Source organism: Cupriavidus respiraculi (assembly GCF_914271545.1).
GTDB classification, from domain to species: Bacteria; Pseudomonadota; Gammaproteobacteria; order Burkholderiales; family Burkholderiaceae; genus Cupriavidus; species Cupriavidus respiraculi.
In genome coordinates this window covers 317,961-335,822 of sequence record NZ_CAJZAH010000004.1, presented here as the reverse complement: position 1 = coordinate 335,822, position 17,862 = coordinate 317,961, and the positions used below count along the sequence as shown (strand labels likewise).

Annotated in this window: 18 protein-coding genes and 1 pseudogene; 6 read left to right on the top strand and 13 right to left on the bottom strand. The window is 69.0% G+C overall.

Annotated features, from left to right (window positions below; genetic code table 11):
* Positions 1-4 precede the first annotated feature (4 nt).
* Positions 5-869 (bottom strand): annotated as a pseudogene (locus LDO27_RS19455) (branched-chain amino acid ABC transporter permease).
* A 409-nt stretch (positions 870-1,278) separates the two neighbouring features.
* Between LDO27_RS19455 and LDO27_RS19450 the strand changes: the two are divergent.
* From LDO27_RS19450 to LDO27_RS19440, 3 genes are all read left to right on the top strand, one after another.
* Complete coding sequence (locus LDO27_RS19450) at positions 1,279-2,166, top strand: IclR family transcriptional regulator (protein WP_224043524.1); 888 nt, start codon at positions 1,279-1,281, stop codon at positions 2,164-2,166.
* An 84-nt stretch (positions 2,167-2,250) separates the two neighbouring features.
* Positions 2,251-3,063 (top strand): SDR family oxidoreductase, encoded by an 813-nt coding sequence (locus LDO27_RS19445; protein ID WP_222207144.1) that lies wholly within the window; start codon positions 2,251-2,253, stop codon positions 3,061-3,063.
* Positions 3,064-3,141: 78 nt separating this feature from the next.
* Positions 3,142-4,116 (top strand): Bug family tripartite tricarboxylate transporter substrate binding protein, encoded by a 975-nt coding sequence (locus tag LDO27_RS19440; RefSeq protein WP_224043522.1) that lies wholly within the window; start codon positions 3,142-3,144, stop codon positions 4,114-4,116.
* 64 nt (positions 4,117-4,180) lie between these two features.
* Here LDO27_RS19440 and LDO27_RS19435 read toward each other — a convergent pair whose 3' ends face one another.
* The 11 genes from LDO27_RS19435 to fliL form a co-directional block, all read right to left on the bottom strand.
* Positions 4,181-5,572, bottom strand: a complete 1,392-nt coding sequence (locus tag LDO27_RS19435; protein ID WP_224043520.1) for an MFS transporter — start codon at positions 5,570-5,572, stop codon at positions 4,181-4,183.
* A gap of 232 nt (positions 5,573-5,804) precedes the next feature.
* Positions 5,805-7,235 (bottom strand): metallophosphoesterase, encoded by a 1,431-nt coding sequence (locus LDO27_RS19430; RefSeq protein ID WP_224043518.1) that lies wholly within the window; start codon positions 7,233-7,235, stop codon positions 5,805-5,807.
* Between the two features lie 220 nt (positions 7,236-7,455).
* Positions 7,456-8,757 carry a S1 family peptidase gene (locus LDO27_RS19425; protein ID WP_224043517.1) on the bottom strand — a complete coding sequence of 434 codons (1,302 nt, stop codon included), beginning with the start codon at positions 8,755-8,757 and terminating at the stop codon, positions 7,456-7,458.
* Positions 8,758-8,821: 64 nt separating this feature from the next.
* Positions 8,822-9,439, bottom strand: coding sequence for a hypothetical protein (locus LDO27_RS19420; protein WP_224043515.1), 618 nt, complete (start codon positions 9,437-9,439; stop codon positions 8,822-8,824).
* A gap of 109 nt (positions 9,440-9,548) precedes the next feature.
* Entirely contained in the window at positions 9,549-10,343 is a 795-nt protein-coding gene (gene fliR / locus LDO27_RS19415) for a flagellar biosynthetic protein FliR (RefSeq protein ID WP_222207149.1), read from the bottom strand.
* Between the two features lie 12 nt (positions 10,344-10,355).
* Entirely contained in the window at positions 10,356-10,625 is a 270-nt protein-coding gene (gene fliQ / locus LDO27_RS19410; RefSeq protein WP_224043514.1) for a flagellar biosynthesis protein FliQ, read from the bottom strand.
* An 11-nt stretch (positions 10,626-10,636) separates the two neighbouring features.
* Positions 10,637-11,380, bottom strand: a complete 744-nt coding sequence (gene fliP, locus LDO27_RS19405) for a flagellar type III secretion system pore protein FliP (protein WP_222207504.1) — start codon at positions 11,378-11,380, stop codon at positions 10,637-10,639.
* A gap of 38 nt (positions 11,381-11,418) precedes the next feature.
* Complete coding sequence (fliO, locus tag LDO27_RS19400) at positions 11,419-11,886, bottom strand: flagellar biosynthetic protein FliO (protein ID WP_222207151.1); 468 nt, start codon at positions 11,884-11,886, stop codon at positions 11,419-11,421.
* Positions 11,883-12,320: a flagellar motor switch protein FliN gene (gene fliN, locus LDO27_RS19395; protein WP_222207152.1), complete on the bottom strand. Its 438-nt coding sequence runs from the start codon at positions 12,318-12,320 to the stop codon at positions 11,883-11,885. The genes fliO and fliN overlap by 4 nt, the downstream gene beginning before the upstream one ends.
* A complete protein-coding gene (fliM, locus tag LDO27_RS19390; protein ID WP_222207153.1) occupies positions 12,313-13,320 on the bottom strand; it encodes a flagellar motor switch protein FliM in 1,008 nt (335 codons plus the stop codon). Before fliM ends, fliN begins: the two co-directional genes overlap by 8 nt.
* Before the next feature lie 149 nt (positions 13,321-13,469).
* On the bottom strand, positions 13,470-13,955 hold the full coding sequence (gene fliL, locus LDO27_RS19385; protein ID WP_224043512.1) for a flagellar basal body-associated protein FliL: 486 nt from the start codon (positions 13,953-13,955) through the stop codon (positions 13,470-13,472).
* 365 nt (positions 13,956-14,320) lie between these two features.
* On the opposite strand from fliL, the gene LDO27_RS19380 reads away from it, so the two are divergent.
* The gene (locus tag LDO27_RS19380) at positions 14,321-15,853 is read left to right on the top strand and encodes a CYTH and CHAD domain-containing protein (RefSeq protein ID WP_224043510.1); all 1,533 of its coding nucleotides are present in this window, start codon (positions 14,321-14,323) and stop codon (positions 15,851-15,853) included.
* Positions 15,854-15,889: 36 nt separating this feature from the next.
* Here the strand turns inward: LDO27_RS19380 and LDO27_RS19375 are convergent, their stop codons facing one another.
* Positions 15,890-16,456 (bottom strand): TetR/AcrR family transcriptional regulator, encoded by a 567-nt coding sequence (locus LDO27_RS19375; protein ID WP_224043508.1) that lies wholly within the window; start codon positions 16,454-16,456, stop codon positions 15,890-15,892.
* Between LDO27_RS19375 and LDO27_RS19370 the strand changes: the two genes are divergently transcribed.
* The gene (locus tag LDO27_RS19370) at positions 16,455-16,631 is read left to right on the top strand and encodes a hypothetical protein (RefSeq protein ID WP_224043506.1); all 177 of its coding nucleotides are present in this window, start codon (positions 16,455-16,457) and stop codon (positions 16,629-16,631) included. The genes LDO27_RS19375 and LDO27_RS19370 overlap by 2 nt on opposite strands.
* Positions 16,632-16,643: 12 nt before the next feature.
* The gene (locus LDO27_RS19365; RefSeq protein ID WP_224043504.1) at positions 16,644-17,831 is read left to right on the top strand and encodes an efflux RND transporter periplasmic adaptor subunit; all 1,188 of its coding nucleotides are present in this window, start codon (positions 16,644-16,646) and stop codon (positions 17,829-17,831) included.
* The last annotated feature ends 31 nt before the right edge of the window (positions 17,832-17,862 follow it).

Here is a 17,862-nt window from a genome sequence, read left to right as displayed (position 1 = left end):
CTCCTCAGGCGTGCTTGCCGGCGAACAGGCCCTGCGGCCGGATCGACAGGATGACCACCAGCAGCACGAAGGCGATGATGTCCTTGTAGTCGGTGGAGACGTAGAAGCCGCCGAAGCTCTCGGCCATGCCGATGATCAGGCCGCCCAGGATGGCGCCGGGAATGCTGCCCATGCCGCCCAGGATGATGATCACGAACGCCTTGGTGATCACCAGGTTGCCCATGCTCGGGTAGACCAGATTGATCGGCGCGTACAGCGTCGCGGCGATGGCGGCCAGCGCGCCCGAGATGGCGAACACCAGCAGCGTGACGCGCGTGGCGTCGATGCCCACCAGCGCCGCGCCCTCGCGGTTCTGCGCCATGGCCATGATGGTCGAGCCGGTGACCGTGCGCGTGAGGAAACAGATGCAGCAGCACCATCAGGCCGAAGGCGGCGGCAATGATCAGCAGACGTTGCAGCGGCGCGGTCAGGCCGAACAGTTCCACCATCTGGCCGTAGGGCGTGGGCATGCGGTGGAAGTCCGCGCCCCACAGCGCCTGCGCGCCGGCCTCCAGAAACAGCAGGATGCCGATGGCGGCAATCATGTCGTGCAGCTCGGGCGCGTTGCGCAGCGGATGGAACACCAGCCGCTCGGCCAGCATGGACAACAGCGCCACCGACAGCGCGGCCGCGCCCATCGCCAGCCAGTAGTTCACGCCCAGCGTCGTCATCATGTAGTACGACACGTAGGCACCGGCCATATAGAAGGCGCCGTGCGCGAAGTTGGGTACGTGCAGGATGCCGTAGACCAGCGTCAGGCCCAGCGCGACAAGGCTGTACACCCCGCCGAGCGTCAGGCCATTGAGGACTTGTTGAAGAAACAGTGCCACGGGCTCACCTCGAGCAATTCACGAACAAGGGCGCACGCGTCCGGCCGGCAGGCCGGGACGTGCGAAGAATGTCCGGCGCCAGAGCGCCGGCGGAAAAACGGGGTGAGGGCTTAGCGGCGGCGCGTGGCGGCCTGCCGTGTCGAAGGGTTTTGCATGCTTGTCTCCTGAATTCGGGTTGTCCCGGATGGCTTCCGGATGGGCGGCCCCGCGTGCCGGTGACGACGTGTCGTGGAGGCTGTCAGGGCCTTCCCGCACGGTCGTTCTTTTAATTGACTGTTGCATAGGGCTTGAGGCACAGTCAAGGACATTGGAAGAGTCTTCCGCACAGCGAAATAGCCGTGCGGCTTCCGCTTGTGTCGCTCGCGGGACCTCGCCGGTCCCGTCATTCGCCGCCGTCATCCGCCGTGTCATGAAGCGCACCACCTCGATCCCGGTCCGACCCGACGCACCCGCCGCCATGCTCGCGGCGGGGGTGCATGCCGCCTCTCCCGGCATGGCCGGCATGGCCGGCACGGCCGGCGACGAGGGCGATGACCGCAGCTTCGTCACGGCGCTCGCGCGCGGACTCGAACTGCTGCGCGCCTTCGGGCCGGACGACGACTACCTCGGCAATGCCGAGTTGTCGCGCCGCACCGGCATCCCGCGTCCCACGGTGTCGCGGCTCACCTACACGCTCACGCGCCTGGGCTATCTCGTCTACGCGGAGCCGCTGGAGAAGTACCGGCTGGGCCAGGGCGCGATGGTGCTGGGCCACCGCTACCTGTCCAATTCCGGGATCCGCGAGGTCGCGCAACCGTTGATGCAGTCGCTCGCGTTCGCCACCGACTGCACCGTGGCCCTGGCCGCCTCGGACCGGCATGAGATGGTCTACCTCGAGGTGTGCCAGCCGCGCGGCGCGCTGGTGATGCGGCTCGCGCCGGGCTCGCGCCTGCCGACGGCCACCTCTGCCATCGGCCGCGCGTGGCTGGCCGGCCTGGAGCCCGCGCGCCGCGCGGGCGTGCTGGCCGAACTGGAGCGCCACTACCAGGCGCGCTGGCCCGGCATCCGCAGCAAGCTGGACCGGGCTTTGCGCGACTACGCACGCCGCGGCTTCTGCCTGGCGCATGCCGAATGGGACCGCACGGTCAGCGGCGTGGCCGCACCGGTGGTGCTCGAAGGCGGCGCGGAAGTGCTGTCCATCAATATCGGCGGCGCCGCCACGCGGCTGTCGCCCGAGATTCTCGAAGCCAATCTGGGGCCGCGCGTGCGGCAGCTCGCCGAGGCGGTGCAGGGCCGCCTGTGGCGCGGGCAGGGATAGCGCCGCGCCGCACGCGTTCAGCGAAACCGCACCGGATCGGCACGGCACAGACCAATACCAACGACCGACCAAGGAGACAGGACAATGGATATCCAGGGAAAGACCGTCGTCGTGACGGGCGCGGCCACCGGCATCGGCCGCGCGCTGGCACTCGCATTCGCGCAGGGCGGCGCGCGCGGCGTGGCCGTGGCGGACCTCGATGAGGCGGGCGCGGTGCAGGTGGCCGGCGAGGTCGCCTCGGCCGCCTCGGCGTGCGAGGCGTTCGGCCGCCGTGTCGACGTGGCCGACGAAGCGGCCGTGCAGGGGCTGGTCGACGAGGCCACGCAGCGCTTCGGCCAGGTGGACGTGTTCTGCTCCAACGCCGGCATCATCCTGCGCAAGGGCCTGGAGGCATCGGCCGAGGACTGGCAGCGCATCTGGGAAATCAACGTGATGGCCCATATCCATGCCGCCAAGGCGGTGCTGCCCCAGATGCTGGCGCGCGGCGAGGGCTATTTCGTCAACACGGTGTCGGCCGCCGGCCTGCTGTCGCAGATCGGCTCGGCGCCGTATGCGGTGACCAAGCACGCGGCGATCGGCTTCGCCGAATGGCTGTCGATCACCTATGGCGATCGCGGGATCAAGGTCAGCTGCATCTGTCCGCAGGGCGTGCAGACGCGCATGCTGTTCGGCGAGAAGGGTGAGCGCAAGGGCTTCCTGCAGGAGGGCTCCGTCACGGCCGAGCACGTGGCGCAGGTCACCCTCGACGGCGTGCGCGACGAGCGCTTCCTGATCCTGCCGCATCCGGAGGTGCTCGAATACTACCGGCGCAAGGGCCAGGACTACGATCGCTGGCTAAAGGGAATGCGCCGGCTGCACGATAAAGTGATGAGCGAGTTCGGCGGCATTCCGGGCTGAGTCCGGCGCACCGCGCTTGCCAGCAGACCGCCCGCGACGGCGGCGGTGACGACCATAAATAAGACGGAGACAAACACCATGCGTATTTCCCGACTCGCGGGCGCGATGCTCGCGCTTTCCTCGGCCCTGGCGCTGCCGCTGGCGCATGCCGACACCTTCCCCTCCAAGCCCATCCGCATTGTCGTGGGCTTTCCCACCGGCGGCGCGCCCGACACGCTGGCCCGCATCGTCTCGGAGAAGATTTCGCCCTCGTGGAACCAGCCCGTCATCGTCGACAACAAGCCCGGCGCTGGCGGCAATATCGGCGCGGAGGCGGTGGCCCGCTCGGCGCCCGACGGCTATACGCTGGCGCTCGGCACGGTGGGCACGCACTCGATCAACGGGGCGCTGTACAGCAAGATGCCGTACGACATGGTCAAGGACTTCACGCCCGTGATGCTGGTCGCCTCGACGCCCAACGTGCTGGTGGTCCATACCGGCGTGCAGGCCAAGACCACGGCCGAGCTGATCGCGCTGGCCAAAGCGAAGCCGGGCGGCCTGACATTCGGCACGCCGGGCGTCGGCACCTCGCCGCACGTCGCGGGCGAGATGTTCAATTCGATGGCGGGCGTCAAGATCACGCACGTGCCGTACAAGGGCCGCGCGATGGCCATTCCCGATCTGCTCGGCGGCCATATCACGATGATGTTCGACAACCTGCCGTCGGCGCTGCCCGTCATCAAGGAGGGCAAGCTGCGCGCGCTCGGCGTGACGAGCCTCAAGCGCTCGCAGTCCGCGCCGGACATTCCGACGCTGGCCGAGCAGGGTCTTGCCGGCTTCGAAGCCGACTCGTGGTTCGCGATCTTCGCGCCGGCCAACACGCCCAAGGACGTGATCGCCAAGCTCAATACCGAGCTGAACCGCATCTTCACGTTGCCGGACGTGCAGGCCAAGCTCAAGACGCTGGGCCTGGACCCGGTGCTCGGCACGCCCGAGGCGCTTGCCGCGCATCAGAAGAAGGAAATCGCCAAGTGGGCGAAGGTGGTGAAGGAGTCGGGCGCGAAGGCGGAATAAGGCGCGCGCAGGACGGCCAGCCGGCGGGCCCGCCGTCCGGCTGGCTTCATCTTGTTCGTCCGGCCTACTCGTCCAGCATCTGCACGGGCCGCTCGGCCGGCGCCGCTTCGCGCTCGCGCAGCCGGCTGAAGCTGATGACCGCGCCCAGCGCCGCGACGCTCGCGGCCACATACAACGCCACGCGGGGCGCGGCCGACAGGCCGAGGCCGAACAGCACGGCGACCACGGCGGTGCCCGTGGTCTGCCCCAGCAGGCGCGTGGTGGCCTGCGCGCCGCTGGCGCCGCCGCTGCGGTGCGGCGGCGTGGCGCCGATCATCGCGCGGTTGTTGGGCGACTGGAACAGGCCGAACCCCAGCCCGCACAGCGCCATGCGCCACACCACATCGACGCTGCCGGCGTCGCGGTCCAGCAGCCCCAGCGAGACCAGCCCCGCGCCCAGGCACACCAGCCCGATGCCGGCCAGTACGCTGGCGGGATAGCGGTCGGACAAGCGTCCCGACACCGGCGCCATCAGCGCCACCATCAGCGGCCACGGCGTGATCAGCAGGCCCGTCTCCTGCAGCGAGCGGCCCAGCTGATATTCCAGGTAGAAGGGCAGCGCGACGAACGACAGCATCTGCGTCATGAACGAGCAGAACGACGTGCCCACCGCGAGCGTGAATGGCCGGCTCGCGAACAGGTCCACCGGTACCAGCGGCGCCGGCTGCTCGCGCTGCATGCGCACCAGCCACCAGCCCAGCAGCACCGCCGCCACCAGCGCGCCCGCCGCGAGCGGGCGCATTGCCGCGTGGCCCAGGCCATCCACGCCGAGGATGAACAGCGCGAACACGGCGGCAGACACCACCGCGCTGCGATAGTCGAACGCGCGCGGCTGCGGCGGCGTGACGGGCAGCGCGTTGCGGCTGAGCACCAGCGCGAAGATTGCCACCGGCACGTTCACGGCAAACAGCCAAGGCCAGCTGGCGACAGACAGGATCATGGCGCCCACCGACGGACCGATGCCGATGGTGATGCCCACGACCAGCGCATTGAGGCCGATGCCGCGGCCAAGCTGCGTGGGCGGATAGATGAAGCGGATCAGCGCCGTGTTCACGCTCATGATGCCCGCGCCGCCGATGCCCTGCACCACGCGCCCGGCCACCAGCATCGGCAGATTGACCGAGACGGCGCACAGCAGCGAGCCGGCCAGGAAGGTGGCCAGCCCATAGCGGTAGACGCGCTTGTAGCCCAGGATATCGCCCAGCGAAGACAGCGGCAGCAGGCAGACCGTGACGGCGAGCTGGTAGGCGTTGACCACCCAGATCGTGCGCGAGGGATCGGCCTGCAGGTCGCGCGAGATCGACGGCAGCGCGATATTGGCGATGGAGCCGTCGAGCACGGCCATGATGAGGCCGCCAAGCACGGTGGCGATGGCCCACAGGCGCTGAGGGTACGGAAGACCTTGATGTGGCTGCATCTGGCTGAAGCGGTGAGCAACGGAAGCGGCCTGCGCGAGCGAGCGCTCGATGCATGGGCCGCCATGGCAAGCAGCGGAACAACGGGGATCGGGCATCGCCGGCAGCCGGCTGCGCCCGGCGCGCCATTATCGGCGCGCGCCGTCTCGCTCGCAAACGCGGGCTTTGTGGTATATGGCGCGCGCGTGGCTCCGGTGGCAGGCATCGCCGGGCCGCAAGCAGGCAACGGAAGGGCTAGGGCGCGACCCTGCCGGCGCGGTCGCAGCGCAGCGCGCGGCCGTCCTGCACGCAGCCCACCAGACGGTTGCCGTCGCCGTCATGGCTGGTGAAGGTCCAGGGCGCCGCCGGCTCGGGGCCGCGCTCCATCACGAGGAAGCCGAAACGCAGGTGGTGCGCGATGCCGGCGATGCGCGTGCCCGGGGCTGGCACCAGTCCCGGCGGCAGCGGGTCAGGCAGGGCCTCGTCGACGTTGTCGCCGCCATTGCCGGAGACGATCGTCGCCGGATGAGGCGAGGCGAACGACAGCGCCTGGAAACTGTGGGCATGCCCGTGCAGCGCCAGCTGGATGCCCGAAGGATAGTAGGCCTGCCCGTGCAGGCTCGCCAGCACCGATTGCAGCGCCAGGTTGCCAGTGGGGCGGGGGTCGCCCGGTTCCGGATGGAAGGCCAGCACGGGATGGTGGCTGGCGAACACCGTGGTGCCCATGCCGGGCCGGGCCGCCAGCGCGGCGACCTTCTGCATCTGCCGCCGATAGACGCCGAAGCGCGCATCGGCGCTCGACAGTGGCCGCATGCCTGCGCGGGCGGAGTCGAAGACGATCAGCTGCGTGGTCTCGTCCAGGGGCAGCGCATACGGCTCGGTGTGGTCCGCGCCGGCGTCGTGCGCGGGATCGTCGCAGGAACGGTCGGCCCGGTAGGGATGCGGGTCCAGGAAGCGGAACCAGCCTTGCCCGGCGCGGCGGCATTCCTCGTGGTTGCCGCGCAGGAAGACCCACGGCGCGCGGGCCAGCAACGGCGCGGCGGGCGCGAAGAAGTCAGCCTGCCAGGAATCCCAGCCGTAGCCCCACGGGCTGCCGCTGCAGCCGGCGTTGCCGGGCGGGCATGGATTCTCGCGGTAGTGGTAGTCGCCCACGTGGATCACCAGGTCCGGCGAGAAGCGCGCGGCCATCGCCGCGATCGAGGCGAAGGGCCATGCGAGCGGGTCGTTGCAGTCCTGGAAGGGCGCGCCGCGCTTCATGCGGCAGCCGCTGTCGCCGAGCACGAGAATGCGGCGCGGCGCGGCCTTGGGCAATGGCAGTGGCTGATCGCCGATGCGCGCGTCACGGGCGCCGGCCGGGAGGGTCGCCTCGCAGACCGCCAGGGGAAAGTTCGCGGCTTTGCCATCCGGCGCGGATGCCGAGGGCCGCAGCGGCGCGGTGCCCGCGGGCGCGCGCAGGGACATCGGGCGGGCGTTGCCGTCGATGGTGATCGCGGGACAGCTGCCTGCCACCGCGGCGCGCGCCATGGCCTGGCCGTCGGCGCCCATCTGGACCCAGGCGAAGGGCTGCGGCAGTTGTGCGGCGGGGATGTCGGGCGTGGCGCAGCCGTGCAGGAGCGCCGCGGCCATGGCAAGCAGACACGGCACCACGGCGGCGGGACGGCCGTGGAAGGACGTTGGCGTGGACATGATGCTCGCTCGGTGGAGGCGCGCCGGGGTCGGCGTGCGGGTTGCCGGGAGGGGACTGTGCCGCGCCATCATACGATGGGGCGATGCGGTGAGCAGCTTACGGGCGGGGGATGGCAGGGGTGAGTCTTGCGCTGTCGTTGCTGCGGGCTTTCACCCTCGCCCCCAGCCCCCCTCCCGCTGGCGGGAGAGGGGAGCGAACCAGTCGCGATAGCGGGAGCGGTCAGTCGAAGCGGTGCTCCGACAGCTCCAGCACCTCGTGCCGGCTTTCCAGTTTCGACGCGAAGCGGGCTTCGAACCGCACGATGCGGCCCAACTCCGGCGCATACCAGGCGACGGCCGTGTACGGCACCGAGGTCGTACTTCCCGACTCTGCGTTGAAGCCGTAGAACGGACGCTGGATGTAGCCGTCGAAGGTGACGCGCAGCGCGCGATAGCTGCCGGCCGGTACGCGGACGGTCGTCTCGCTGCCGACGGTGGCGGTGAACTCCGTGCGCACGCCGCTCGACGCCTGCTTGAACGACGTCTTCCAGCGCGTACCCACCCTGGCCCCCGGCGGCACCCAGCCCCCGGGAGGCGAGGCGAGGTCGAACTCGCCGGCCATCGGCGTCTCGATCCGCTCCAGGCGGCCGTCCTTGCGTTCGAGGCGCGCGCCCTGGTTGAAGATCACGCGGTCCCCTTCGATGCGATCCACACGCAGCGTGATGGGGGTCTGCTTGTTCGTGAGCTTGTCGGTGAGGGTGTAGATCCAGCGTTCGCCCACACGCGGCGAAGTGGGGCCCGCCGTTTCGGCCGCGACAGCGGCAGCCGGAGCGGCCGGCGCTGCGGCGGCCACCGCCGTGGGCGCCGCCGCTGCCGTGGCGGCCGTCTTCTGGTAGTTCGCCATGGCGGCCGCGCCGCGCGTGCGCGCCTCGCCGATCCAGGCCGCGGGGAGCGCGCGCAGCCGCCGGTCGCCGGTGGCCGGCGCCGACACGATGCCGAGCAGGCGTCCCTGTTCGTCGAAGAGTCCGCCGCCGCTGTCGCGGCCGCCGGCCGCCGGGTCAGCCTCGAGCGAGAGCTGGATGCGGTCGAGCTTGCCGTCCGGGCCGGCCTGCAGGCCGGTGACCTGCGCCTCGCGCAAGGCCAGCGTGCGTCCATCGCTGACCGCCGCGGCATAGGCCTTCTGGCCGAAACCGGGTACCGACGCCGCCATGGCGACCGCGGGCGCGGTGAAGTTTTCCACCCGCAGCAGGCAGAGATTGCGCTCGACGTCCGGCGCCTCCAGCGTGGCGCCATAGCTGATGTTGTCGCGGCGCACCGCGATGGTGTGGGCGCCGGCGAGCACGTTGCAGGCCGTGGCGAGCAGGCCCGGGCCCACCACCACCGCGGAGCCGCCCGCGAGGGGCGCCTCGTTGGCGCTGTACGTGCGCACGCCGTAGACGCTCTGGCCGAGCTTGGCGATCGTGGGCGCGGACTCGGCGGCGAATGCGGACGACAGGGAAAGGGTGGCGGCAAGCAGCGCGGAAGTGTTCAGCGGCAAACGCATGGTGGCAGGCAAGCGGGAAAACGTGGAAACATGGGAAGGCCCGTCGGAGCCGGGCCGGTTCGGATCAGCGTGGCGCGAGCAGATGGCGCAGGTCGTCCATCGCGACAGGCTTGCCGCTGGACGGTGCGGTGCTGGCGGCCGCGGGCGCTCGGGCCGGAACTGCCGGCGCATCGAGGCTCGCTGAGACCGGCGCCAACGGTGCAGGCGCATTCGCTGCGACGGTCGTGGAGTCCGTGCGTACGGTGGAGCCGGCGGCGCTGTCGATCGGCGTGGGCAGACCGTCGTGGACGGTGTTGAATCCCATCTCGACGCGGATCAGTTCCGGATATTCGAAGGCCGCGCCGGAGGCGGTATCCACGGCGGCACCGATGGCGCCGCCAATGAGGACATTGCCGAATGCGATGCCCTTCGTGCTCGAGGCGACAGTGGCTGTGCCGGCGTCCATGCCGGGCTTTTCGCAGTGCACGGCCAGATCGCCATACGCGCGATTGATCGGCACCGTTCCCGGCGAGGTGACGTGATACGTGCCCTTGCTGTTGGTGAGTTCGCAGCTGGCGCCTTCCACCGGATGCTGATTCCGATGGGTCTGCACCAGCACGTCCTGCGTGGTGCCGCTGACAATGGATGCGCAGCCGCTGGCCAGCGATGCGCTGGCCAGCAGGCAACACAGAATCGACCGCATACCGTGCTTTTCCCGTGCGTATAGTTGTTTTGGTCGGCGCCTTCGATGTGCGCCGGACGTAACTCTACCGCTTGTCGGGAACGCTGTGGGTATTTTTGGCGTCCGGCGTCTACCGCCCCGTCGGCTGCAACTGCGCCAGGATGTTGGTCAGCCCCATCAACGCGTTCTCCAGCAGGTGCGACATGAAGCTGCCCATCTGCGGCATCACCAGCATCATCAGCACCATGCCGCCGGCCAGCGTCACCGGAAAGCCCACCGCGAAGATGGAAAGCTGGGGCGAGGCGCGGTTCAGGATGCCCATCACCAGGTTCAGCGTCAGCAACGCGGCGATCAGCGGCAGTGCCAGCAGTACGCCGGACGAGAAGACCGTGCCCCCGGCGCGCGCCACCGCCCCCCAGCCGCTGCTGGACAGCGGCGTGGCGCTGATGGGCAGGGCCGAGAAGCTGTCGACCACGGTGGCGAGCATCAGCAGGTGGCCGTCCATGGCGAGGAACAACAGCACCGCGATCACGTTGAGGAAGCGCGCCAGCACCATGGTCTGGCCGCCCGAGTTGCGGTCGTAGAACGAGGCGAACGACAGGCCCATCTGCAGGCCGACGATTTCGCCGGCGTACTGCACGGCGGTGAAGACCAGCCGCATCGAGAAGCCGAGCGCGATGCCGATGCCGATCTCGTTGAGGATGATCAGGAAGCCATCGAAGGAGTAGACCGGCACCACCGGAATGTCGCCGATGGTGGGCGCCACGGCGACGGTGATCAGCGCGGCCAGGCCGATCTTGGCCTGGCGCGGAATGGTGGTCTCGCCGAACAGCGGCGCGGTGCCGATCAGTGCCAGCAGGCGGAACAGCGGCCACAGGAAGTCGGCAATCCAGCCATACAGCTGGGCCGTGGTCACGGACACCATGTCGGAACTGCGTCAGTGTGCGAGGCCGGGAATGCTCTCGAACACTTCGCGCATGTAGTCGACGAACGTGTTGATCATCCACGGGCCGATCAGCACCATCGTGATGAACAACGCCAGCAGCTTCGGAATGAACGACAGTGTCATTTCGTTGATCTGCGTGGCGGCCTGGAACAGGCTCACGATCAGGCCCGCGGCGAGCGCCACCAGCAGCAGCGGCCCGGACAGGATCAGGGTCATCTTCATCGCGTTGGTCGCGATGGTCATTACTGTTTCCGGAGTCATGGCGCGCCCGCTCAGTTCATGAAGCTCTGGGCCAGCGAGCCCAGCAGCAGTTGCCAGCCATCGACGAGCACGAACAGCATCAGCTTGAACGGCAGCGAGATGGTCGCCGGCGGCACCATCATCATCCCCATGGCCATCAGCACGCTGGCCACGACCAGGTCGATGATCAGGAACGGAATGAAGATGGTGAAGCCGATCTGGAAGGCGGTCTTCAGTTCGCTGGTGACGAAGGCCGGTACCAGGATGCGCATGGGCACGTCTTCCGGACCTTGCAGGTCGGGCGTCTTGGCCATCTGCGCGAACATCGCCAGGTCCTTCTCGCGGGTCTGCTTGAGCATGAAGCTCTTCATCGGCGCGGCCGCGCGTTCGGCGGCCTGCTCGAGGCTGATGCGGTTCTCGGACAGCGGCTTGTACGCGTCGTTGTAGACCTGGTCCAGCACCGGACCCATCACGAAGAGCGTCAGGAACAGCGACAGGCCGATCAGGATCTGGTTGGGCGGCGAGGTCGCGGTACCCAGCGCGCTGCGCAACAGGCCGAGCACGATCACGATGCGGGTGAAGCCCGTCATCATCAGCAGCGCGGCCGGCAGGAACGAGAGCGAAGTCAGCAGCGCCAGCGTCTGCAGCGGCAGCGACCAGGTCTGGCTGCCGCCGGGACCGGGACGACTCACCACGCCGGGGAGCGTCTGGGCCTCGGCCAGGCCCGGCAACAGGGCCAGGGCGGCGGCCAGGCACACGCCGAGCGCGAGCGCCATGCCGGCCCGAGGCCGTGCCGGCGCGAAAAACGTGCGATTCATGACTTCAGGTTGTGTTGCATCGCGCGCAGCAGGCGCTGCGCGAAAGTGCCGGTCATCGGCGGGGTGGACCCCCGGTTCGGCGGCATGCCCATGGAACCCATGGCATCGGCCTCGCCGCCGTCTTGCGCCGGCAGCGTATGCAAGGTGCGGATTTCGCCCGCGCCCACGCCGAGCACGAGCCAGGTGCCGCCGACCTCGACCAGCACGAGCCGCTGGCGCGGCCCGAGCGAGGTCGTGCCGACCACCTTCATCGCGCCGGCATTGCCGGGTCTCACCAGCCCGGTGCGGCGCGCCGCCCAGGCGAGCGCCAGAATGAGGGCGATGACGGCGAACAGGCCAAGCCCGGCCTGCGCGAGTCCGGCCGCGCCGCTGACGACGACCTTGCCTTCCTCCGCCAGCGCGAGGCCGGGAAGCAGGGCGAGGGTCGGCGCCAGCAGGCCGGGCCGGAGGTTACGGCATGTCATTTGTTGAGCTTCCGGATGCGTTCGGACGGCGTGATGATGTCCGTCAGGCGGATGCCGAACTTGTCGTTGACCACCACGACCTCGCCTTGCGCGATCAGGTAGCCGTTGACCAGCACGTCCATCGGTTCGCCCGCCAGGCCGTCCAGTTCCACCACCGAGCCCTGCGCCAGCTGCAGCAGCGTCTTGATCGGCACCTTGGTGCGGCCAAGCTCCACGGTAAGCTGCACCGGGATGTCGAGAATCATCTCGATATCGTTGTGGAAGCCGCTCGTGGCTTCGCGGGCCAGCGGCTGGAAGACCGTCGACGCGGCCGGCGTGGCAGCGGGGGCCGCGGCCGGCGCCGCGGTGGCGGCTTCGGTGCTGGTTTGCTCGGCCAGGGCGCTTGCCCAGTCGTCCATCGGATCGGCCGGCTTGTCCTCTTTGCCGTCAGTCATGGTCGGTTTCCTTGTTGGAATCGCTGTCTTGGTGATTGATCATGCGTTCTACGCGCAGCGCGTATTGGCCATTCATGGTGCCGAAGCCGCACTGCATGACGGGCACGCCGTCTACCTTGCCGAACACCTGCTCGGGCAGCTCGATCGGCAGTACATCGCCGGCGCGCAGTGCGAGCACTTCGGCCACGGTACTGTTCATATGGGCGAACTCGGCAATGAGTTCCACCTCCGCGGCGCGCAACTGGTGGGACAGCTGTTCGATCCAGCGCTTGTCCACTTCCACTTCGTCCTGCAGCGGATTCATCAGCAGGTCGCGCACCGGCTCGATCATCGAGTACGGGAAGCAGACGTGCAGCTGGCCGCCCACCGCGCCCAGTTCGATATGGAAGGCGGTGGTCACCACCACTTCCGTCGGGATCGCGATATTGGCGAACTTGGTGTGCATCTCCGAGCGGACATACTCGAACTCGATGGGATGCACTGCCTGCCAGGCGTGGCCATAGCTGGCCAGCGCCAGGTCCAGCATGCGCCGGATGATGCGTTGTTCCGTCTGGGTAAAGTCGCGCCCTTCTACACGGGTGTGGAAACGCCCGTCGCCGCCGAACAGGTTGTCGACCACCAGGAACACCAGGTTGGGGTCGAACACGAACAGTGCCGTGCCGCGCAGCGGCTTCATGTGCACCAGGTTCAGGTTGGTCGGCACCGGCAGGTTGCGGACGAAATCGCCGTACTTCTCGATGCGGATCGAGCCGACCGAGATGTCGGCGCCACGCCGGATGAAGTTGAACAGCGCCGTGCGCAGCTGGCGGGCGAAACGCTCGTTGATGATCTCGAGCGTGTGCAGCCGGCCGCGGACGATGCGCTCCTGCGTGGCGAGGTTGTACGGGCGTACCCCGTCCTCGCTGACGGGCGCGCTTGCCTCGGGCGTATCGGCTTCGCCGGAAACGCCCTTCAGCAGTTCGTCTACTTCGTCCTGCGAGAGGAACTTGTCGTAGGCCATCTAGTGTCCTGCCCCATGAACGGCGGAATTAATGAAACGTCGCATATCCGGGCCCGCCGGCGCCGCGGCTTGCGCATCGGCTCGGGCAAGCGGTAAAGGCTCGGATAGTGGGCTTCATGTCGGGTTGGCGAGTGGGGCAGGGCACGGGCTTACTGCACCACGAAGGAAGTGAACAGGACATCGGTGATCTGCTGCGGCGGCAGGCCGCCCGCGAAAGGCTTGGCCAGCGCCTGCTTGATCTCCTCGGCGAGCTTGTGCTTGCCCTCCACAGTCGCCAGTTCCGGCGGCTGCTTGGCCGACAGCAACAGCAGAATGCGGCTGCGTGCCTCGGGCAGGTACTCGGCGATGCGCGCCTGGGTGGCGGCGTCCGCCACCTTGATCGACAGCCCGGTATGCAGGAAGCGGTCGCCGTCTTCACCCTTGAGGTTGACGGTGAACGCATCCAGCGCCACGAAGATCGGGGCGGGAATGACCGGTGCGGCCGGCGCCGGCGGGGCGGCGCGGTTGCTCAGGAGGCTGCCGAGAAAGAAGCTGCCCGCGCCCAGCGCGGCAGCCACCACGATGCCACCCAGCACCAGCTTGCCGCGGTTGCCCGAGCCGCCAGTGGCCGGGGAGGAAGTGAGCGTTTTCGCCATGAGATGCCTGTATCGGAATGCCCCGCCATCTTGAGGGAATCGAGGGCAAGCAATGGGCCGAAAAAAAGGGGTAAAGCCGCTCAGCTTGGCCCTTTGAGCTGAGCGGGCAGCGCCATCCGCGCCGGGCGGAAGGCAATTCCAGCGTCTATGACAGCGTTAACGAATGCTGTTGGCGGAACTTGAGGGCGCCGGCGTGTTCGGACTGGAAAGCGGTGGCCGTCTCGTATGGCGCGGGGAAACCCATTGCAACCCGGCGGCGCACGCGGGGCCAGCTTGGCGCCGACCGAGCCGGATGTGGCGGTTGAGGACCGTTTCCCGCCATCCGGACGGCCGCCGACCCGTGCATCGAACACGAAAGGGAAACCATGGAACGCGAACTGAAACTGCAGCTGGGCGATGGCCAGGCGGCGCAACTGCGCGATTCGGCCCTGCTGGCGTCCTTGCAGACCGAACCGCCGCATGCCGAGGAACTGGTCAGCACGTATTTCGATACCCCGGATCTGGCGCTGCACCGTCTTGGCGCCTCGCTGCGGGTGCGCACGGCCGGCAACCACCATGTCCAGACGCTCAAGACCGCCGGGCGCGTGCGGGCCGGGTTCTACGAGCGCGGAGAGTTCGAGGGCCCGGTCGCCGATGGCAAGCCGGACCTGGGCGCCCTGCGGGCGCACCTGCCCAAGGGGTCGGACCTGGGCAAGCTGCTGCGCAATGGGGCGCTGGCGTCGCGCCTGGCGCCTGTCTTCGTCACCCGGGTCAGGCGGTCCATTTCCCTGCTGCGCCTGCCCAAGGGCGACGAGATCGAACTGGCGCTGGACGAGGGCGTGGTGGAGGCGGGAGAGGCCTCGGCGCCGATCCACGAGGTGGAAATGGAGCTCAAGAGCGGCGCCCCGGAACACCTGTACCGCTTTGCGCTGGATCTGCTGGAGGATGTGCCGCTGCGCCCGGGCTACCTCAGCAAGAGCGAGCGCGGCTACGAGCTGCTGGGGCGCGAGCACCGCCGGGCGGTGCGCGCCGAGCCGCTGGCGCTGTCCAGGCGCGATACCCTCGAACGCGCCTTCCAGCGCATGGTCGGGAACTGCCTGGCCCAGGTCCACGGCAACGAGCGCGGGGTGGTGGCGGGCGACGACGCCGGCAGCGTCCATCAGATGCGGGTGGGCCTGCGCCGGCTGCGGTCCGCGGCGGACCTGGTTGCCCCGGTGATTGCCTTGCCGTCCGAGCTCGAGACGGAAATCCGCTGGATCGCCGGCGAACTCGGGCAGGCGCGCGACTGGCACGTGCTGGCGAGCACGACGCTGCCCGAGGTGGCCGGCGCCGCACCGGAAGACGCCAGCGTGGCGGCGCTCGGGCGGGCCTGCGAGGACACCGCGCGCGCGAACCGCGGGCGGGCCGCCGCCGCGGTGGATTCCGTACGCTACGCGCGGCTGATGATGGCGCTGTCCGGGTGGGTGGAGCGGCGCGGCTGGCGCGAGGACATGGACCCGGCCGCCCGGCAGGCGCTGGACATGCCCATCGTGAAGTTCGCCAACCGGACGTTGCGCGAGCGCCGCCGCAAGCTGCTCAAGCGCGGCCGGCGCATGTCCCGGCTCGATGCGCACCAGCGCCACCGCGCGCGCATCGCGGCCAAGAAGCTGCGCTATGCCACGGAGTTCTTTGCCTGCCTGTATCCGGAGAAAGCGGTGCGCCGCTTCGCCTCGGCGCTGGGCAAGCTGCAGGACGACCTGGGTTGGCGCAACGATGTCGCGGTGGCGGACGGGCTGCTGAAGACGCTGGCCCAAGAGCGCCCGGAAGCCGGTGCGGGGGCGGGCTTCGCGCGTGGCTATCTGGCCTCCCGCGTGCGCGCCGACGACGAGGCGCTGCGCAGGATGTGGAAGCGCTTCAAGCGGCAACCGCTGCCGCGCTGAAGGTCCGCGCCGCCCTACCGGGGGGCGCGCGGTTTCCTAGGCGGGGGAAGCCGCCGCGCCGTGCAGGAAGGCGCGCTCGGCCAGCGCCGGCAGCCCGGCCCGCGCGATGCGCCCGCGCCGCTCCCCGTCGAGCAGTCCGATCAGCAGCGACGCCCACATCTCCATCATCGCGGGCGCGCTGATGTCTATCCGGAACACGCCTTTCTGCTGGCCGCGCAGGAAAAATGCGTCGAGCTTGTTTTCCCAGCCGGTCTGCCAGTCGGTCGACATGCCCGAGACTACTTCCCGCCAGTAATAGATCAGGAAGGCCGCGACCTCGCGCTGCTCGATCATGTTCGCGTTCAGGCGGCGCAACGCCGCCAGTGGGGAAGGGTCGTCCAGCCCTGCCGAATCGATGACGCCGGCCAGCACGCCGGCGCAGTGTTCTATCAGGCGGGAGATCAGTTCGTCGCGGGTGCGGCAGAAACGGTACAGGGTGGCCTTGCTGATGCCGACGGCCTTTGCCAGTTCCTGAAGCGTGCCGCGGGGATGGTCCACCAGCGCGAGGGCCAGTGCGGCGAGCAATCGGCTGTTGTCTTCATGCGATGCGTTGGCAGCCGTCATGTCGATGTTGATTCCACTTGATAAGTCTGGTGATGCACTTTCCATGCCGGATTGGCCGGAAACAGCTTGGCTTGCTGCCGATTATCCGGCAAAAACCGTTCCGCACATCCCGCGTGAATCATTATTGATTCAATTGATTAAACAGAGTACCATCCGCGTCCTTATGCAACGCTGACGAGGGTATGAGATGGGGCACTTTTCCAGCCGTGGCCGGGGCACCCGCGCCGCCGTGGTTGCCGCCGTGCTGGTTGCCGCATGCGGCAAGGCGGAGCCGCCCGCCGCGCCGCCGCCGCCGGCAGTGGATGTGGTGACGCTGCAGGCACGCCCGATGGCGGTAAGCAGCGAACTGCCCGGGCGCATCGAACCGGTTCGGGTGGCCGAGGTGCGGGCGCGGGTTCCCGGCATCGTGCTCAAGCGCAATTTCCGTGAGGGCGCGGACGTGAAGGCCGGCGATGCCCTGTTCCAGATCGATCCCGCGCCCCTGCAGGCGGCGCTGTCTCGCGCCGAAGGCGAACTGGCCCGCGCCGAAGCCGCGCTGTCCGACGCCGAGGCGGTGGCGCGCCGGTACGCGCCGCTGGTCGAGATCGATGCCGTGAGCCGGCAGGATTTCGACACGGCGCAGGCGACGCTGAAGGGCGCGCAGGCGGCGCGCCGCAGCGCGGCCGCCGAGGTCCGCACGGCGCGCCTGAATCTGGACTATGCGACGGTACGGGCCCCGATTGCGGGGCGCATCGGCCGTGCGCTGGTCACCGAAGGGGCGCTGGTGGGACAGGGCGAGGCGACGCCGATGGCGACCATCCAGCAGCTCGATCCGGTCTACGTCGACTTCAAACAGCCTGTGGCCGACGTGCTGCGCATGCGGGAAGGGTTGGAGCAGGGACGCCTGCAGCCGGACGCGCAATCCGGCGTGCCCATCGTGGCCACCATCGAGGGCACCGACAGGAAGCGCGAGGGGCGCCTGCTGTTCTCGGACATCTCGGTCGATCCGGGCACGGGGCAGGTGTCGCTGCGGGGCCAGTTGCCCAACGCGGACGGCCTGCTGCTGCCCGGCATGTACGTGCGGGTGCAGGTCACGCACGCCGTTGACCCGGCCGCCCTGCTGGTGCCGCAACGGGCGGTACGCCGCAGTGCCGATGGCAAGGCGCAACTGCTGGTCGTCGGCAAGGACGATGTGGCTCAGGCCCGGCAGGTACGCACCGGCCGCATGCTGGGGGGCGAATGGCAGATCGTGGAAGGCCTCGCGCCCGGCGACCGGATCGTGGTGGGCGGCGAGGCGAACGCGGGACAGAAGGTGACCGTCACCCCTGTCGCGCCGCCGGGAAAGCGGGCCGCCGGCGCCGAACCCGTGCAGGCCGGTCCGGCCGATCGCGGCTGACCACCCGGACGCCGCGCCACTGAACACACAT

Excerpts from the sequence above, each read along its gene's own strand:
- fliP (WP_222207504.1), bottom strand. The coding sequence starts at position 11,380 with ATGGCGCTCGCGCTCGGCGTGTGCCTGGCCGCCGCCCTGGCCCTGTTG.
- LDO27_RS19370 (WP_224043506.1), top strand. The coding sequence starts at position 16,455 with ATGTCGATGTTGATTCCACTTGATAAGTCTGGTGATGCACTTTCCATG.
- LDO27_RS19440 (WP_224043522.1), top strand. The coding sequence starts at position 3,142 with ATGCGTATTTCCCGACTCGCGGGCGCGATGCTCGCGCTTTCCTCGGCC.
- LDO27_RS19365 (WP_224043504.1), top strand. The coding sequence starts at position 16,644 with ATGGGGCACTTTTCCAGCCGTGGCCGGGGCACCCGCGCCGCCGTGGTT.
- LDO27_RS19450 (WP_224043524.1), top strand. The coding sequence starts at position 1,279 with ATGAAGCGCACCACCTCGATCCCGGTCCGACCCGACGCACCCGCCGCC.
- fliL (WP_224043512.1), bottom strand. The coding sequence starts at position 13,955 with ATGGCGAAAACGCTCACTTCCTCCCCGGCCACTGGCGGCTCGGGCAAC.
- LDO27_RS19380 (WP_224043510.1), top strand. The coding sequence starts at position 14,321 with ATGGAACGCGAACTGAAACTGCAGCTGGGCGATGGCCAGGCGGCGCAA.
- fliM (WP_222207153.1), bottom strand. The coding sequence starts at position 13,320 with ATGGCCTACGACAAGTTCCTCTCGCAGGACGAAGTAGACGAACTGCTG.
- LDO27_RS19430 (WP_224043518.1), bottom strand. The coding sequence starts at position 7,235 with ATGTCCACGCCAACGTCCTTCCACGGCCGTCCCGCCGCCGTGGTGCCG.
- fliQ (WP_224043514.1), bottom strand. The coding sequence starts at position 10,625 with ATGACTCCGGAAACAGTAATGACCATCGCGACCAACGCGATGAAGATG.
- LDO27_RS19435 (WP_224043520.1), bottom strand. The coding sequence starts at position 5,572 with ATGCAGCCACATCAAGGTCTTCCGTACCCTCAGCGCCTGTGGGCCATC.
- LDO27_RS19425 (WP_224043517.1), bottom strand. The coding sequence starts at position 8,757 with ATGCGTTTGCCGCTGAACACTTCCGCGCTGCTTGCCGCCACCCTTTCC.
- fliO (WP_222207151.1), bottom strand. The coding sequence starts at position 11,886 with ATGACATGCCGTAACCTCCGGCCCGGCCTGCTGGCGCCGACCCTCGCC.
- LDO27_RS19375 (WP_224043508.1), bottom strand. The coding sequence starts at position 16,456 with ATGACGGCTGCCAACGCATCGCATGAAGACAACAGCCGATTGCTCGCC.
- LDO27_RS19420 (WP_224043515.1), bottom strand. The coding sequence starts at position 9,439 with ATGCGGTCGATTCTGTGTTGCCTGCTGGCCAGCGCATCGCTGGCCAGC.
- fliN (WP_222207152.1), bottom strand. The coding sequence starts at position 12,320 with ATGACTGACGGCAAAGAGGACAAGCCGGCCGATCCGATGGACGACTGG.
- fliR (WP_222207149.1), bottom strand. The coding sequence starts at position 10,343 with ATGGTGTCCGTGACCACGGCCCAGCTGTATGGCTGGATTGCCGACTTC.
- LDO27_RS19445 (WP_222207144.1), top strand. The coding sequence starts at position 2,251 with ATGGATATCCAGGGAAAGACCGTCGTCGTGACGGGCGCGGCCACCGGC.